The organism is Nocardiopsis kunsanensis DSM 44524, from assembly GCF_000340965.1.
Taxonomy (GTDB): Bacteria; Actinomycetota; Actinomycetes; order Streptosporangiales; family Streptosporangiaceae; genus Nocardiopsis; species Nocardiopsis kunsanensis.
This window is the reverse complement of the sequence record NZ_ANAY01000028.1, coordinates 1-16,234: the sequence shown is the minus strand read 5'-3', so window position 1 is coordinate 16,234 and position 16,234 is coordinate 1. Positions and strand designations below refer to the sequence as shown.

Sequence of the window (16,234 nt, the reverse complement as noted above, 5' to 3'; positions counted from 1 at the left end):
GGCCCAGGAACACCCCCGCCCGGGCCGGGCCGGTCCTCGTCATCCTCGAAGGATCACACCCATGCTCGTTTACACGATGCGGCGGCTGGTGGGCGCGATACCCGTCCTGGTCCTCGCATCCATCCTCACGTTCGTGATGGTCGACATCTCCGGAGACCCACTCCTCGAGCTACGGACGGCGACCCCGCCCCCGCCCGAGGCAGTCATCGAGCAGGAGGCCGAACGCCTCTACCTGGACCGCTCGATGCCCGAGCGCTACTGGCTCTGGGTCACCGGGATCGGCGGCGAAGGCAACATCGGCCTGCTGCAGGGGGAGTTCGGCCCCTCCACCCAGGGGCAGCAGTACGAGATCGGACCGGAGATCGCCGAACGGCTGTGGACCACGCTCCGCCTGGTCGGCATCGCGATGCTGCTCGCGCTGGGCCTGGCCATCATCGCCGGTGCAGTGAGCGCCATGCGCCAGTACTCCAAGCTCGACTACACACTGACCTTCGTCGGTTTCCTGTGCCTGGCCATGCCGACCTTCTGGCTCGCCGGGATCGTCCAGGCCTCCGGCGTGGAGATCAATCAGCTCATCGGCGAGAACCTCTTCAAAACCATCGGCGACGGGCGCTACGGCGCCGAGGGCGCACCACCCTGGGACCAGTTCGTCAACGCGTTCGCCCACATGGCCCTACCGACCCTGGTGCTGATGCTGACCAGCTTCGCCTCCTGGAGCCGGTACCAGCGCACGTCGATGTTGGAGGTCCTCAACAGCGACTACGTCCGCCTGGCCCGGGCCAAAGGGCTGCGCGACAAGGTGGTGATCCGCCGCCACGCGCTGCGTACCGCCCTGATCCCCCTGACGACCGTGTTCGCGTTGGGTGTCGCCGGCATCATCGACGGCACGATCCTCACCGAGACGGTCTTCCAGTGGCGGGGTCTCGGAGACTTCTTCATCACCGCCGTGGAGAACAACGACTCCTACGCGCTGATGGGATGGCTGCTGCTGAGCGGCTTCATGGTCATCCTGGCCAACCTCATCGCCGACCTGCTGTACGGCGTGCTCGACCCGAGGATCCGCTATGAGTAACGGCACGCCCACCACCGCCCCCGGCAGGACCGCGCAGCGGTCGGCGGCCGACCGCACCCAGCTGCAGACCATCGTCCGACGGTTCGTCCGGCACCGGCCGGCGATGATCAGCCTGTTCGTGCTGATCGTCATCGCCGCCTTCGCCTTCATCGGACCCTTCTTCTGGATGTGGGACCACAGGGTCTCCTCGGAGATCCTCAGCAACCAGCCCCCGGACTCCACGCACCCGCTCGGCACTTCCTCGGCCGGTCACGACGTGCTCGGCCAGCTCATGCGAGGCGCCCAACAGACCCTCAAGGTCGCGCTGACCGTCTCACTGTGCGCCACCGCGTTCGGTTCCCTGTGGGGTGCCACGGCCGGTTACTACGGCGGCCGGACCGACGCGATGATGATGCGGATCGTGGACGTGTTCCTCATCGTCCCGCCGCTGGTCGCGGTCGCGGCGCTGGCGGGCAACACCAAGGGCGGCACCACCTGGTCCACCATCGCGATCATCATCGCCCTGTTCTCGTGGGCACAGATCGCCCGTGTGGTCCGTGGTGTGGTCCTGTCCCTGCGGGAACAGGAATTCATCGAGGCGGCCAAGGCCTCCGGAGCTTCCGCCCCGTGGATCATCCTCCGCCACCTGCTGCCCAACGCGGCGGGGCCGATCATCGTCGCGGCGACCCTGCTCGTGGCGATCGCGATCCTCATGGAGGCGGGCCTGTCCTTCCTCCAGTTCGGGATCCAGCTGCCCGACATCTCGCTCGGCCAGCTGATCGGCGAGGCCCGCACGGCGGTCTCAACCCGACCGTGGACCTTCTACCCGCCGGGTGTGCTGCTGGTGCTGATCTGCCTGACGATCAACTTCATCGGTGACGGCCTGCGGGACGCGCTCGATCCGAAACAGACGATGGTGCGGCGATGACGACTGAGAACATGAGCAACGCAGAGACGGACGTGTCCTCGCACGGCGACACGGTCCTGGAGGTCGACGCGCTCAACGTCACCTTCCCCTCCGAGGACGGTTCCCTTCCGGCGGTCCGCGAGGTCTCCTACAGACTGCGCCGGGGCGAGGCCCTGGGCATCGTGGGGGAGTCGGGGTCGGGCAAATCGGTGACCTCGATGGCGATCATGGGCCTGCTGCCCAAGAACACACGGATCGACGGCTCGGTCCGGCTCATGGGCGAGGAGATCCTCGGTCTGCCGGACAAGGCCATCAGCAAGGTGCGCGGCAAGAAGATCGCGATGATCTTCCAGGACCCGCTGACCTCCCTCAACCCCGTCTACACGATCGGGTTCCAGATCTCCGAGGCGGTACTCGCGCACAACGACGTGGGGAGGAAGAGGGCCTGGGAACGGTCGCGGGAGCTGCTGGAGATCGTGGGGATCCCCTCCCCCGGCCAGCGGCTGCGGCAGTACCCGCACGAGCTCTCCGGCGGTATGCGCCAGCGTGTGGTGATCGCGATCGCGATGGCCAACAACCCCGATGTCATCATTGCCGACGAACCCACGACCGCCCTGGACGTGACGGTTCAGGCGCAAGTGCTCGACGCCCTGCAGTCCGCCCGCAAGGAGACCGGTGCGGCGTTGGTGCTCATCACCCACGACCTGGGTGTGGTCGCCGGCCAGGTCGAACGGGTCGCCGTCATGTACGGCGGGCGCATCGTGGAGTCCGGGCCGGTGGAGGAGGTCTTCTACCGGCCGCAGATGCCTTACGCCCTGGGCCTGCTGGGGTCGCTGCCCCGGCTGGACGAGGAACGCGCCGAACGCCTCGCCCCCATCGGCGGTACCCCGCCCTCCCTCATGAACCTGCCGCGGGGGTGTGCGTTCGCGCCCCGCTGCCCCATGGCACGGGACGTGTGCCACACGGAGGAACCGGTGCTGTTGCGCACCCTCGACAACGGCGACCGTGTCCCTCCCCGGCCGGAGGACGCCGCCGCACACGTCGCGGCCTGCCACTTCAGTGACGAGCTGGGCGCCGGGATCCGGCCCGAGGCGCTGTTCCGGGAGGCGGGGAAGGGTTCCGGCGAGGAGACCGAGCGTTCTGAGCAGGGGGCCGCGGGGGACCCCGAGGTGTTGTTGAGGGCCGAGGACCTGGTCAAGAACTTCCCGATCCGGTCCAAGGGCCTGCTGAAGCGCAAGGTCGGCGACGTCCAGGCGGTCTCCGGGATCTCCCTGGAACTGCGCGAGCGCGAGACCCTCGCGCTGGTGGGCGAGTCCGGATGCGGCAAGTCCACGACCGCGCGCCTGCTGCTCAACCTCATCCGGTCGACCTCGGGCAGGGTCAGTTACATGGGCAAACCGCTGCAGGGGTTGTCCGACAAGCAGATGCGGCCCTTGCGCCGCGACCTGCAGATCGTCTTCCAGGACCCGTTCGCTTCCCTGGACCCGCGGATGACGGTGGCCGACATCATCGCCGAGCCGATGCTGATCCACCGCACCCGTAACGGGGACGCGAAGAAGCGGGTGAAGGAACTGCTGGAACTGGTCGGGCTCAACCCCGAGCACGGTTCCCGGTACCCGCACGAGTTCTCCGGCGGGCAACGCCAGCGCATCGGTGTGGCGCGTGCGCTCTCGCTCAACCCGAAGGTGCTGGTGCTGGACGAGCCGGTCTCTGCCCTGGACGTGTCGATCCAGGCGGGTGTGATCAACCTGTTGGAGGACCTCCAGGAGGAGCTGGGACTGTCGTACCTGTTCGTCTCGCACGACCTGTCGGTGGTCAAACACATCGCCGACCGGGTCGCGGTGATGTACCTCGGCAAGATCGTGGAGACGGCCACGACCGACCAGCTCTTCGAAGCACCCGCGCATCCGTACACGCAGGCGCTCATCTCGGCGATCCCGCTGCCCGACCCGGTCAAGGAACGCACGCGTGAGCGCATCGTGGTCACCGGCGACGTGCCGAGCCCCGCGGACCCGCCGTCCGGCTGCCGCTTCCGGACCCGGTGCCCGAAGTTCGCCCAGGACCTCTCGAAGACCGAACGCGAGAAGTGTGTGCAGGAGGTGCCGGGACTGCTGGAGCGCGGTTCGGGCCACCGCGACGCCTGCCACTACTCGGAGGTGGTCGAGCTCCTCTGAGTCGGCGTGGTGCCGGTCCGGGGCCGGGGCGGGGGTTCTCCTCTGCCCCGGCCCTGCGTTCTGTACGGGGCCGAAAACGGAGGAACTGCCCGTACATCAGGGGCGATATCGCCCCATAAGGGCGCGGAATCCTGGCGTCCGGACGCTTCCGGATGTACCTTCGTGGCTTCGTCGGTGACTCCGAGGAGACATATGAGACACGTTCCGTCACCGGACCGCATCCGCCGTGCCCCCGCCCCCCACCCCCGACGTGAGTGCACCTGGTCGGCGGTGACCGCCGTCGCCGCCGCACCCCTCGTCCTCCTGACCCCGATCGCGGCCCCCGCGGCACATGCCGACACGGCCCCCGGCCCCGGGAGCGCGGAGCTGGCCGAGAGGATCGACACGATCCTCGACGACCCGGCACTGGAGGGTGCCACCTCCGGCGTCCTGGTGCAGGATCCCGGGACCGGCGAGGTCCTCTACCGGGAAGATGCGGGCACACAGTTGCTGCCGGCCTCCAACATGAAGATGTTCACCGCCGCCGCGGCGCTGGAGATCCTCGGTCCCGACCACACCTTCGAGACACGTGTGGTGGCCGAGGACGGTCAGGGCGCCCCCGGAACCGTCCAGGACCTGCACCTGGTCGGCGGCGGGGACCCGGTCCTGTCCCCGGACGACCTCGACACCCTCGCCGCCGACGTGGCCGGGGCTGGGGTGGAAGTGGTCGAGGGCGACCTGCTCGCCGACGACAGCCGGTTCGACGATCAGCGCCTCGTCGGAGACTGGTGGGAGGAGGACGAGCCCTTCGCCTATTCCGCACAGATCTCCGCGCTCACCGTCGCCCACGGGGACCGATTCGACACCGGTGTCACCGAGATCGAGGTCCGTCCCGCCTCCGAGGGCGAGCCCGTCACCGTCGGCCTCGGCGCCGCCGACGGATACGCCGGACTCGACAACAACGCCGGGACCGGAGCACCCGGGAGCGAGGACACGCTCCGGGTCGACCGGCCCACCGGCACCAACACCATCGAGGTCACCGGGTCCCTCCCGGCCGACGCCGACCCCTTCCGGGTCCTGCGCACCGTCGACGAACCCGCCGGTCTGGCCGGCCACCTCTTCGCCGAGGCGCTGGCCGAACACGGCGTCGAGGTACGCGGCGACCTGGAGTACGGCCAGCTGCCCGGGGACTGGGACGACCCGCTCGAACTGGCCGGACACACCTCACCCGAGTTGAGCCGGATCCTCGTCCCGTCCATGAAGTTCAGCAACAACGCCCACGCCGAGATGCTCGTCAAGGAGATCGGCCGGGAGGCCGCAGGTGAAGGCACGTGGGAGACCGGGCTCGCCGAGGCCGAGCAGGCCCTCGACGGGATCGGTGTGGACACCGGCGACCTGGTGTTCAACGACGGATCGGGCCTGTCCCGGAGCAACCTCGTCACCGCCGCGACCACGGGCGAGCTGCTGACCCGGGTCCGGGAAGCCGACTGGAGCGGGCACTTCCGCGACTCCCTGCCCGTGGCCGGTGTGGAGGACCCGCTCGTGGGCGGCACTCTGTCCGGGCGGATGGCAGGAAGCGCGGCCGAAGGGGTCCTGACCGCCAAGACCGGGACCCTGAGCGGGGTGAGCGCGCTGTCCGGGTACGTTCCCGCCCCCGGCGGCGGTGAGCTGGTCTTCAGCGTCGTCAACAACGGGCACGGGGGCGCCGCCCCCACCCATGTGCAGGACGCGATCGGTGTCGCCGTGGCCGAGCACCTGGGCCACGAGGCCGGCACCACTGTGGTCCCGCTGCGCGCGGGGGAGCCCTCCGGGGGCGAGCTGGAGTGCTCCTGGGCGGACACCTGCTGACCGCACGCCCGCGCTGAGGCGGGCCCCGTACCGACGACAGGGCCCCGGCGACCTCTGGAGACCACCATGAGCGTCCCGGGGCCCGACCCGTGCCCGCGTGCTTTCGAGGATCGGGGAACATGCCTGGTGGCCGCGTGTCCGTGGCGGCCGGGGAGCAGTTGTCCACAGCTCACTCCGCAGGGCTGTTGCCACCTGTCCGAGGCTGGCAGGGTGGAATCGGAGGAAACACCGACCCCTCGCGAGCCGGGCCGCCCCTTCGGGCCCGAGACCCGGTCGACCCTCCGGCCGTGTGCCCCGCACACCCCACCCCCCTGCGCCCCGGAGCGGGGCGTGTCACCACCCGGAAGGTGCGTATGGCTCTGCCCGACATCGGCGCGTGGATCGGCCAACTCCTGTCCGTCCTCGTGTTCGTCCCGATCCTGCTTCTGCTGGGCCTGCTGGCCAGCCGCATGATGGGTGTGCCCTTCAGCCTGCCCAGGCTCCTGTTCGCCGGGATGCTGGGCATGCTCCTGGGCAGCGTCGCCGCGGTGGTGCTCTACTACGGCTCCTTCGGGGCCGCCGAGGAGCGGATCGGGACCTACGAACCCGGTTTCGTGGTCGTGGTGTACGTGGTCATGGCCGCCCTGGCGATGCTGGCCTTCGTCACCACCGAGCTGGTGCTGCCGCGCGGGACCCGGGTACGGCCGTTGGCGATGGCCCTGGCGGTCAAGGACTGGGCCGGCCGTGTGCGGCGCTACCGCACCATCACCTGGATCCTGGCCCGGCACGGCCTCTGGAGCTACGTGGGTGGGAACCGCGACGGCGGTAAGGACGCCTCCACCCAGCGTCGCCTGGCCCGGTCGCTGGCGCGCTCCTTCGAGGAGTCCGGGGTGGTCTTCGTGAAGCTGGGGCAGGCGCTGGCCACCCGCAGGGACCTGTTGCCGCCGGTCTTCGTGGAGGAGCTCGGGCGGTTGCACAACGAGGTCGCGCCGGTCTCCTTCGATGCGGTCCGCTCCCGGATCCAGGACGAACTCGGCCGCCCCCTGGACGAACTCTTCGCCGAGCTCGACCCGGTCCCGCTGGCGGCGGCCTCCATCGGCCAGGTGCACGCGGCCCGCCTCCACACCGGGGAGGAGGTCGTGGTCAAGGTGCAAAGACCCGGGATCGCCCCGGTGGTCCACCGCGACCTCGACATCATCTGCCGCCTGGCACGCCGTTTCCACGAACACACCGACTGGGGGCCGGCGATCGGGGTCGTGGACCTGGCCGACCGGTTCGCCGAGTCGCTGCGCGAGGAACTCGACTTCGAGGTGGAGGCCACCAGCATCGCCGCGATGGCCGAGGCGTCCGTGGGGACGCCGGTGCGTGTCCCGCGGGTGCACGAGGCCTGGACGAGCCGGCGGGTGCTGGTCATGGAACGGTTCCACGGCACCCCCATCAGCGCGGTCGATCCGGCCGACATGGACGGCGACCGCATCGCCCACGAGCTCCTGCAGTGCCTGCTCGACCAGATGCTGATCAAGGGGATCTTCCACGCCGACCCCCATCCGGGCAACATCTTCCTGCTGGACAGCGGCGAGGTGGGACTGCTCGACCACGGGTCGGTGGGTCGACTGGACGGACACACCCGTGAGGCGCTCCAGCTGATGATGCTGGCCATCGACCGGGCCGACGCAGTGCTGCTCACCGACACACTCCTGGACGTGGCCACCGACGCCGACGGGATCGACCCCGAGCGGCTGCGGCGTTCACTGGGGCAGTTCATGGTCCGCTACCTCAACACCGGGACCACGGCCCACGCGCGGATGTTCAGCGAGCTGCTCCTGATCGTCACCCGGTTCGGGCTGGCGCTGCCGGGGGAGCTGGCGGCGGTCTTCCGGGCCCTGGCGACGGTGGAGGGCACACTGGTCCGCCTGTCCCCGGGGTTCGATGCCGTGGGGGAGGCGAAACGGTTCGTGAGCGCGCGCGTGGCCGAGCGGGTCAGCCCCAAGGACCTGAGGGACAAGGCGATGGGTGAGGTCATGGCGATGCTGCCGACGCTGCGCCGGTTGCCGCGCAGGATCGACCGCATCACCGACCAACTCCACCGGGGCCGGTTCACGGTGCAGGTGCGACCTTTCGCCCACCCCGACGATCGCCGGACCATGCGCGACATCGTGACCCGGATGGTGCTCATGGTGTTGTCGGTGGTGACCGGGCTGATGTCGGTGGGGCTGTTCATCGCGACCGACGGCACCCGGACGACGTGGGTGGAGATGTCGATCCAGGCGCAGGTGCTGGAGGTGGCCGCGTGGGTGTTGTTGGGTTCGGCGGGGCTGATGATGTTGAGGTTGTTGGTGGGTGTGGCTCGTGACAACACCGACCGAAGACGATGAACCGGGTGCCTGTGTGCGGATCGGCCGGTATGGACCTGAGCACGAAGGCCTCGGCCCCGATCCCTCACCCCCGCGAACCGGGCGGTGGTGCTCTCACGAGCGCTGACGGTGCTCAGCGGTGCCCCAGGAGCACTGACGGCTGCCGGAGCCGGCACTGCGGCCGGCCCCGGATCACTGCTCGGGACGGTCGAGCAGGCGCCGCAGCACCCGGTGGACCTCCTCGGCCCCGGGAGCGGAGGTGCCCGAGTAGGCCCCGCGCAGGAACATCCCCTCGATGGCGTTGGACACGCCGGTGCGCTGGACGGTGTCGGTGGTGTACGGGGCCAAGAAGGCATCGAGCGTGGCGGACCAGCGTTCGATCTCCGTGCGCATGGCCGGGCGCCGGGCGGCCATGAGGAAGAGCTCGCACTCGGCCACCAGGTGGGCGTGGGCCTCCTCGTCGGCGGGGGCGATGATGCGGGCCAGCGCGGCGAGCCCCTCGTCCCCGGTGCCGATAGTGCCGACCAGTTCGACGTAGGAGTCGTTGACCCGGGTCAGGGTGGCCACGAGAAGGTCGTCGACGGAGTCGTAGTAGTAGGTGACGGAGCTGGGCGGGACCCCGGCCTCGGCGGCGACGCGGCGTTGGCTCACCGAGCCGGCCCCGTCGCGTTCGATGACACGCATGGTCGCCTCCACCAGCAGTTGTCGGCGCTGTTCGCCCTTGCGTCGGCGGCCGTCCTGGATGTGCTCGGGGTCGGTGTTCACGTTCCCTCCGGGGTTCAGTGCTGTCCGCCCATTTCCAGGGCCATCACTCCGGCGATGAGGAGGGCGATGCCGCCGGTCTGTACCCAGGTGAGGGACTCACCCAGGAACACGACCCCGATGGTGGCGACGAGGGCCACACCCAGGGCCGCCCACAGACCGTAGGCGACACCGAGCTCCATGCCCCTGACCAACGATTGGGAGAGGAGGAAGAACGCGGTGGCGTACCCCACGACCACGAAGACCGAGGGCAGCAGTTTGGTGAAGCCCTCGGAGAACTTGAGTGAGGTGGTCGCGAACACCTCCGCGGCGATCGCGCCCACCAGGAAGACCCACTGCATGATGAAGCCCCTTCCGAAACATCCTGAGCGATCGCTCAGCTTTCCCGATAAACTTGTTCGAACGCTCCACATTCTATGGTCTCGGGGGGAGCGGGGGAAGCGGGTGCAACGTGTCCAACAGGGGCAGGTCCGCCACATATCCTGAGATCCTGACATGTACCCCCAGTACCCCCAGGGTGTATCGTCAGCGGTTCCGAGGACCGGATCCGCAGGATTGTCGGTAACTGCTCGATACCGATACGAACGAGGCCCGAACCTTTTCCGCTCTCGTGCGTCCAATACTGGGACACGGCGTTCGAGACGATTCATGGAGGTCCAGACGTGACGGGGAAGACCTACGCGGCCCGCCCGCGCCGGTTCGGTGCCGTGCTGGCATCGCTGGCACTGATGGCGACTGCCTGCACTTCCGGGGACGCCGAGACGCAGAGCAGTGACGAGGCCGCCCCCGCCGAGATCGCCATCGCCCCCGGTGACGGTGAGGAGAACCTCCCGCCCAACTCCCCGGTCACTGTCACCTCCGACGGAGGTTCCATCACCGACGTCCGGATCGACCAGTCCGTCGGTGAGGAGAGCGAGGAAGAGGACGAGTCCCTCTACGAGATGAGCGGATCCCTCAACGAGGACGACACCGAGTGGGTCAGCGACTGGAACCTGCGTCCCGGCGCCGAGGTCGTCGTCACTGCCACCGCTGAGAACGGGGACGGCGAGGAGAGCGAGCTCGTCCACGAGTTCACCACCGAAGCCGCCCCCGAGGGCCAGCGCCTCGGCCTGACCTCCAACTTCCCGAACTCCGGCGACACCGTCGGTGTTGGCATGCCTGTCATCATCAACTTCGACCGTCCCGTGACCAACAAGGTCGAGGTCGAGAACTCCATGGACGTGCAGTCCGAGGAGGAGATCGAGGGTGCGTGGAACTGGGTCGACGACCAGATGGCCGTCTTCCGCCCCCAGGAGTACTGGGAGCCCCATCAGCAGGTGAGTGTCGACCTCAACCTCGCCGGTGTCGAGTCCGCCGACGGTGTCTACGGCAACCGCAACTACGCCTTCGACTTCGAGGTCGGCCGTGAGCTCATCGCGACGATGCACGTGCCCGACCACGAGATGGAGATCGAGATCGACGGTGAGCACGACCGCACCTTCGAGGTGAGCAACGGCGCTGCCAACCGCAACTTCGACACCACCTCCAGCGGGACCCACGTCCTCATGGAGCGCTACGAGACCCTCACGATGGACTCCGCCACCCTCGGCATCAACGAGGGTGACCCCGGCTACTACCGCCTCGACGTCCAGTACGCCGTCCGTACCTCCAACAGCGGCGAGTTCATCCACGAGATGTCCTCCAACGGCAACATCGGTTCGGCCAACACCTCCAACGGGTGCACCAACCTGCGCATGGACGACGCCCGGTGGTTCTTCGAGAACACCTTGATGGGCGATGTCGTCGAGACCACCGGCACCGACCGCGAGTTCGCGTGGAACAACGGTTGGGGCTACTGGCAGAAGTCGTGGGAAGAGTGGCTCGAGGAGAGCGAGACCGGGGAGCCCCAGGTCACCGACGGCTCGGGCACCCCCGGGCCGGTCCACGGAGAGGACCTCTGAGCGACCCCGGGACCCGACGCCCGGCGGGGGCCACGGAACAGCGGTTCCGTGGCCCCCGCCTCGTGTGTGGGGTGCCCACCGCGGGCAGCCGGCGGCCGGGGCGGGGTCAGCTCGTGACGGCGACCTGGCCGCGGTCCTTGAACACCGGCCCGCCCGCACCCGGGCGGATGTCCTCGGCGAAGATCTCCGTGGGCAGGTAGACCGCACAACAGGCGTTGGGGATGTCCACGACACCGCCGATGCGGCCCTCGATCGGCGAGGTCCCCAGGATCAGATAGGCCTGCTCGCCGGTGTACCCCCATTTCGTCAGGTACGAGATCGCGTTGAGGCAGGCGTTGCGGTAGGCCTCGGTCGCGTCCATGTACAGGTTCGTGTCGTCGCGGTGGTCCACACTCACCCCGATGAAGGTCAGGTACTCCGAGTACTGCGGTGCGACCCGGCCGGGCTGGAAGACCGGGTTGCGGTGTACCCCATAGGTCTCCATGCCGCCCTTGACCACCTCCACGCGAAGGTCGATGAAGCCGCCCATCTCGATCGCGCCGCAGAAGTTGATCTCCCCGTCGCCCTGGCTGAAGTGCAGGTCGCCCACGGACAGCAGCGCACCCGGAACGTGCACCGGGTAGAAGACCCGTGATCCCCGGGTGAGGTTCTTGATGTCGTGGTTCCCACCGTTCTCACGCGGTGGCACGGTGCGTGCGCCCTCCGCGCCGATGCGGTCCAGGAGCTCGCCCTCGGCGTTGCCGGCCAGCGTTCCGGACGCCAGGGGCGGCAGTGCCAGCGGCGGCACCCGTTCGGGGTCGGTGGCGATGAGTGCGCGCTCGCGCCGGTTCCAGCGTTCCAGGAGCTCCGGTGAGGGTGCCACCCCCATGAGGCCGGGGTGTGTGATGCCTGTGTACTCCACCCCCGGCACGTGGCGGGAGGTGGCGACCTGGCCGCTGAAGTCCCATACGGCCTTGTAGGCGTCCGGGTAGTGGTCGGTGAGGAACCCGCCGCCGTTGACCTTGGCGAAGATGCCGCTGTAGCCCCAGCCCTGGCCGCAGACCGGCCCCTTCCCCGAGGTCTCCTGCGGGATCGGGCCGAGATCGAGGATGTCCACGATCAGCAGGTCACCGGGTTCGGCGCCCTCCACACGGACCGGGCCGCTGAGCATGTGGGAATTGTCGAGATCGACGTCGCGTACATCGTTCGCGGAGTCGTTGTCACCGATCTGGCCGTCGGTCCACTCCCGGCACTCGATGCGGAACTCCTGGCCGGGGCGGGCGGTCGCGGCGGGAGGTACGTCCGGATGGAAACGGTTGTGTCCGGGCACGGCCTGTCGGGCCATGGGACGGGACGGGTCGTGGCTGAAGAGCACCTCGGGCATGGCAGCGGCCTTCCTGTGAGCGGACTCGGGACACGGGTCAGGCGCGGGGGAGGAGCGAGTGTCTGGGACCGGCCGGTGCAGGCGCGGGTGTTCCGGCTGCGCGGCGGGCGATGCGGGGTTGCTCCGAACTCTCCACGGCCGCATCGCGCATGCGGTGGGCCGTTCGCGGTAGGGAGCGCACCATGGGTGCGGTGAAGGCCCGGGCGGCGCGGGCCCCACACCTGCACTCCACACTCGCGGGTGCCTCGCCCATGGGTGCGTGTTCGGTGGTCTCGTGCCGTTCGGGGCATCGGTACAGGTATGCGGCCATGCCAACCTCATTCCCTTTCAGATGAAAATAGACCACTTGGAATGAAGGGGCAAGGGGTGGCCCTGTGCCCTACGGGAAGGCCGTTGCCGGGATGCCCCGGAAATGCGTGAGGGTTCGGAACCCGGGCCGTCCGCGCCGGGCGCACCCGGCAGCGCAGGCGCGGCACATGTGTCCGGCGGTCTCCGGGCGGGCGGCCACGGTCCCGTTCGTGCGATGTACGCCCTGGGTGCGCCCGCCGGTGCCGGGGATGCTAAATTCGCCCCGAATGAAAGCTTCCCGAATGGTCAGGGTTCGGGCAAGGGACGGAACACGGGCACCATGAGTCGACACACCATGACGAGCGGCCTCGATGCGCTCTTCCTCCGCAGGGTCGCCACCCGCCTCGATCGCGGAGCCGCCGCAGCCGTACGCGGACGCGGGCTCACCGTCGACCAGTGGCGGATGCTCGATCTGTTGGCCGGCTCCGGGCCCCTGCCGATGGCCGCCCTGTGTGAGGAACTGAGCCTGGCCGGGGCCACCGCCACCCGCGTCGCCGACCGACTGGTGGCAGGGGCACTGGCCTACCGCTCCATCGATGACACCGACCGCCGGCGTGTGGTCCTGGGGGCTTCCGAACGCGGCCTCGAAGTGCGCGAACAGCTCTCCGGCGAGGTCGAACAGGCACAGACCCAGCAGATCGACACCCTCGACGAGACCGACCACGGGCGTCTGGTGCGGATGCTCGGTCCGGTGGCCGGGCGGGCCGACACGGCCTGAGCCCCGGGGCGGGCCTGTGCCCGAGCCGCGTGCGTGTCTCCCTGCCTCCGGGCCGTGCCCGGGATCAGCCGCGGTACGAGCCGCAGAGGGGCGGGCACACGATGTGCAGCACCCAGCCCCTGTCCGGGCCCGGGCCGGGTGCCGGTCCCAGCGGTGAAGCGTGTTCCTCGGCGGTGGTCGCGGAGGCCGCCACGGGTTCGGCCGAGGCCGGTCCGACCCAGGGTGGTCCGGGGCTGATGAGCGGGGTCGTGGCCAGGAGCGCCGCCAGGAGCGGTGCCGGGACCGGATGAGCCGCACGCGGGGCCGGCCCGGTCCGCGCGGGGTACGGGGACGTGTGCAGCATCACCGCCGTCCAAGGGGTCACCGCCAGCACCCACAGCAGCCCGAGGCCGAGGTCGGCCTGCGCCGCCGGCACGGCCGGGGCCAACGGGACGATGCCCGCCAGGGCGAGCACCGCACCCTGGCGGGCGGGGACCCGGGGCGGCCGCAACAGCAGGGCCGCGGCCACGGCCATGAACACCCACACCGCCGCCGCCCACGGCACGGTCAGGTGCGTGGCGGCCCACAGCCCTGCGGCGGTCAGGGCGGTCAGGGCCGCGAGCACGCCTGCGGTCAGCGGGGCGCGGCGGAAGCCGGTACGCCACGCACGGCCGAGGTCGGGGCCATGTCCCCGTGCGGCGTCCTCGGCCACCCGCGCAGCGGACCCCACGGCGGTCGGTCCCCCGATCAGCATCGCCACGAGCCCGGCACCGGCGAAAACCCGGGTGAGCAGAGGAAGTGAGGACCACACGAGCGCCTGACCGCTGGTGATGGCCCCGTGCGCGGTCAGTGCGGCGGCTGTGAGTGCTCCCAGCAACAAGGCGGGGAGCAACGGCATGAGAAGGGCCGTCAACAGCGCCCGGTAATGCCGCCACGTGGTGCGTGCGGCCCGCCCGGCCGCTTCCCGTACGCCCACCGCGATCCCTCCCGAAAAGCCCGTGCCGTAGGAAGATTACCCACGGCGGGAGGGTTCGGGAGGCCCCGGAGCACGCGTCCGTCGGTGCGGTCGGCCCCCGGTGCCCGACCGGTAGCGTTGCAGCACGCCCGGGCCCGGGTTCCGGGGGGCCGTGCACAGCAGGATGTGAGGGAGCGGGCAGGATGTCCGACACTCGGTGGCTCGACGAGGGCGAGCAGTGGACCTGGCGCAACTTCCTGACGGCGTCGCACCTGCTGGAGGCCCAACTGGACCGGCAGTTGCGGCGGGACTCGGGGATCTCGCACTCGGCCTACTCCACGCTCGCGGCGCTGTCGGAGGCACCCGAGCGCGCGATGACGATGAGCGCCCTGGCTGCCTACCTGCGTGCGTCCCAGAGCCGGATGTCGCACTCGGTCTCCGGCCTGGAACGCGAGGGCCTGGTCCGCCGCTTCAAACGTCGGGGCGACCGCCGCACCACCGTCGTCGAGATCACCGACCACGGGTTCGGTGTCCTCGGAGCCGCGGCCCCCGGGCACGTCGAGGAGGTGCGCCGGGTGCTGTTCGATGCCCTGACCCCTGAACAGGTGAGCCAGCTCGACGGGATCAGTGCGGCGTTGCTGGATGCTCTCGACCCCGAGGAGACCGAACCCCGGTACACACGCTGACCGGGTGTGGAGCGCCACTACGGATCGTGCCCCGAACGGCTGGGGACGGTCGGTACCCTATAGTTTCCTAGGAAAATATTGCGCCCTCAAGTGTTGAGTGCGTCCTGAGTAGAGCCCGATCACGAAGCAGGAGAACCGATGTCCCGACGTCCGTTCATGTCCAAGGTCCACGACATCACGGCCCTGGCCGCACGTGCCGCCGTCGGTGCCGTCCTCATCGCCCACGGCCTGCCCAAGGCCACCGACCCCGGTGGTACCGCAGCGGGCTTCGAGGCCATGGGTGTGCCCGTGCCCGAGGCCGCCGCGCTCGTCGGGGCCGTGATCGAGGTGGGGTTCGGTGCTGCGCTCGTCGTCGGCCTCCTGCTCCCGGTCACCGGTGTCGTCCTGGCCGCGATGATGGGGTCCGCGCTCGCCTTCGCGCACGTGGGGGACCCGCTCGTCGGAGGTTACGAGCTCCCGATGGTCCTGGGCCTGGCCGCCCTCGCCCTCGGGTTCTCCGGCGGCCGCCTCGCGCTCGACAGTCTGCTGCCGCTGCCCTGGAGCGAGCGCAGCTCCCGGAAGCAGGAGACCCCGGCCGCAGAGCGGGAAACGGTGACCGCCTGAACGGCCGGGACCGAATGCCCGGAGGGTCGCGCACCGAAGCCGGTGCGCGACCCTCTTCTTTTCCTCTCTCCCCATGAAGAACAATGTCCACAGGTATCACCATTAATTCGCGATAACAATCCGCTTTCTGTCGGCTCCGAATGGTGGCCTCGGGGTTGTTCGGGGGTAAATACATAGAGTCGAACCCAATAAACGCCGTGTTGTTTGGATCCGGTGTTCTGGGAATGTCCCCCATCCCCCGGGTGCCCAACCTCCGACAACGGGAGCGTCGTGTCCGCAGTTTCTTTCCGGCCCGGCGCAGGAACCGGGGGTTGGCGACCTTCTCCCCGGTCGAGAGCACCGCGAAGTGCCTCAACCCGAGATCGATACCGACCTCGGGTGTGGTCTCCGGAAGCGGTTGGTCGTGGGTTTGCACGACCAAACCCGCGAAGTACCGGCCGGCGGCGTCCTTGATCACGGTCACCGACGACGGGGCCGAGGGAAGGCTGCGCGACCACACAGGTAGCCCGCGTCGGGCGCGGTTCGAAGGACTGAGCCTTTCCGAGTAATGATCGGTGACTCTGTGTGAGTACAGGTCAAGCTGTGCGG

Annotated in this window: 14 protein-coding genes and 1 pseudogene; 9 read left to right on the top strand and 6 right to left on the bottom strand. The window is 69.3% G+C overall.

Annotation, left to right across the window (positions count from 1 at the left end; translation table 11 throughout):
* Positions 1-61: 61 nt before the first annotated feature.
* From D456_RS0117170 to D456_RS0117150, 5 genes are all read left to right on the top strand, one after another.
* Positions 62-1,072 (top strand): ABC transporter permease, encoded by a 1,011-nt coding sequence (locus tag D456_RS0117170; RefSeq protein WP_017577416.1) that lies wholly within the window; start codon positions 62-64, stop codon positions 1,070-1,072.
* On the top strand, positions 1,065-1,979 hold the full coding sequence (locus D456_RS0117165; protein WP_017577415.1) for an ABC transporter permease: 915 nt from the start codon (positions 1,065-1,067) through the stop codon (positions 1,977-1,979). Before D456_RS0117170 ends, D456_RS0117165 begins: the two co-directional genes overlap by 8 nt.
* On the top strand, positions 1,976-4,132 hold the full coding sequence (locus D456_RS0117160; RefSeq protein ID WP_017577414.1) for an ABC transporter ATP-binding protein: 2,157 nt from the start codon (positions 1,976-1,978) through the stop codon (positions 4,130-4,132). Before D456_RS0117165 ends, D456_RS0117160 begins: the two co-directional genes overlap by 4 nt.
* A gap of 192 nt (positions 4,133-4,324) precedes the next feature.
* The gene (gene dacB / locus D456_RS0117155; protein WP_017577413.1) at positions 4,325-5,959 is read left to right on the top strand and encodes a D-alanyl-D-alanine carboxypeptidase/D-alanyl-D-alanine endopeptidase; all 1,635 of its coding nucleotides are present in this window, start codon (positions 4,325-4,327) and stop codon (positions 5,957-5,959) included.
* A 353-nt stretch (positions 5,960-6,312) separates the two neighbouring features.
* Positions 6,313-8,313: an ABC1 kinase family protein gene (locus D456_RS0117150; RefSeq protein WP_017577412.1), complete on the top strand. Its 2,001-nt coding sequence runs from the start codon at positions 6,313-6,315 to the stop codon at positions 8,311-8,313.
* Between the two features lie 171 nt (positions 8,314-8,484).
* On the opposite strand, the gene D456_RS0117145 is transcribed toward D456_RS0117150, so the two are convergent.
* Positions 8,485-9,057 carry a TetR/AcrR family transcriptional regulator gene (locus D456_RS0117145; RefSeq protein WP_017577411.1) on the bottom strand — a complete coding sequence of 191 codons (573 nt, stop codon included), beginning with the start codon at positions 9,055-9,057 and terminating at the stop codon, positions 8,485-8,487.
* Positions 9,058-9,071: 14 nt separating this feature from the next.
* Positions 9,072-9,395: a DMT family transporter gene (locus D456_RS0117140; RefSeq protein WP_017577410.1), complete on the bottom strand. Its 324-nt coding sequence runs from the start codon at positions 9,393-9,395 to the stop codon at positions 9,072-9,074.
* A 321-nt stretch (positions 9,396-9,716) separates the two neighbouring features.
* Between D456_RS0117140 and D456_RS0117135 the strand changes: the two genes are divergently transcribed.
* Positions 9,717-10,994, top strand: a complete 1,278-nt coding sequence (locus D456_RS0117135; protein WP_017577409.1) for a L,D-transpeptidase — start codon at positions 9,717-9,719, stop codon at positions 10,992-10,994.
* 106 nt (positions 10,995-11,100) lie between these two features.
* On the opposite strand, the gene fmdA is transcribed toward D456_RS0117135, so the two are convergent.
* A complete protein-coding gene (gene fmdA, locus D456_RS0117130) occupies positions 11,101-12,357 on the bottom strand; it encodes a formamidase (protein WP_017577408.1) in 1,257 nt (418 codons plus the stop codon).
* A gap of 37 nt (positions 12,358-12,394) precedes the next feature.
* Entirely contained in the window at positions 12,395-12,667 is a 273-nt protein-coding gene (locus tag D456_RS0117125; RefSeq protein ID WP_017577407.1) for a hypothetical protein, read from the bottom strand.
* A gap of 318 nt (positions 12,668-12,985) precedes the next feature.
* On the opposite strand from D456_RS0117125, the gene D456_RS0117120 reads away from it, so the two are divergent.
* The gene (locus D456_RS0117120) at positions 12,986-13,423 is read left to right on the top strand and encodes a MarR family winged helix-turn-helix transcriptional regulator (RefSeq protein ID WP_230479968.1); all 438 of its coding nucleotides are present in this window, start codon (positions 12,986-12,988) and stop codon (positions 13,421-13,423) included.
* A 64-nt stretch (positions 13,424-13,487) separates the two neighbouring features.
* On the opposite strand, the gene D456_RS0117115 is transcribed toward D456_RS0117120, so the two are convergent.
* Complete coding sequence (locus D456_RS0117115) at positions 13,488-14,378, bottom strand: hypothetical protein (RefSeq protein WP_017577405.1); 891 nt, start codon at positions 14,376-14,378, stop codon at positions 13,488-13,490.
* A gap of 182 nt (positions 14,379-14,560) precedes the next feature.
* Here D456_RS0117115 and D456_RS0117110 point away from each other — a divergent pair, with 182 nt between their 5' ends.
* Together D456_RS0117110 and D456_RS0117105 are read left to right on the top strand one after the other, a co-directional pair.
* The gene (locus D456_RS0117110) at positions 14,561-15,043 is read left to right on the top strand and encodes a MarR family winged helix-turn-helix transcriptional regulator (protein ID WP_017577404.1); all 483 of its coding nucleotides are present in this window, start codon (positions 14,561-14,563) and stop codon (positions 15,041-15,043) included.
* Positions 15,044-15,181: 138 nt separating this feature from the next.
* Complete coding sequence (locus tag D456_RS0117105) at positions 15,182-15,646, top strand: DoxX family protein (RefSeq protein ID WP_017577403.1); 465 nt, start codon at positions 15,182-15,184, stop codon at positions 15,644-15,646.
* A 250-nt stretch (positions 15,647-15,896) separates the two neighbouring features.
* Here D456_RS0117105 and D456_RS25815 read toward each other — a convergent pair.
* A pseudogene (locus tag D456_RS25815) lies at positions 15,897-16,142 on the bottom strand (transposase); the annotation flags it as partial.
* Positions 16,143-16,234: the final 92 nt, after the last annotated feature.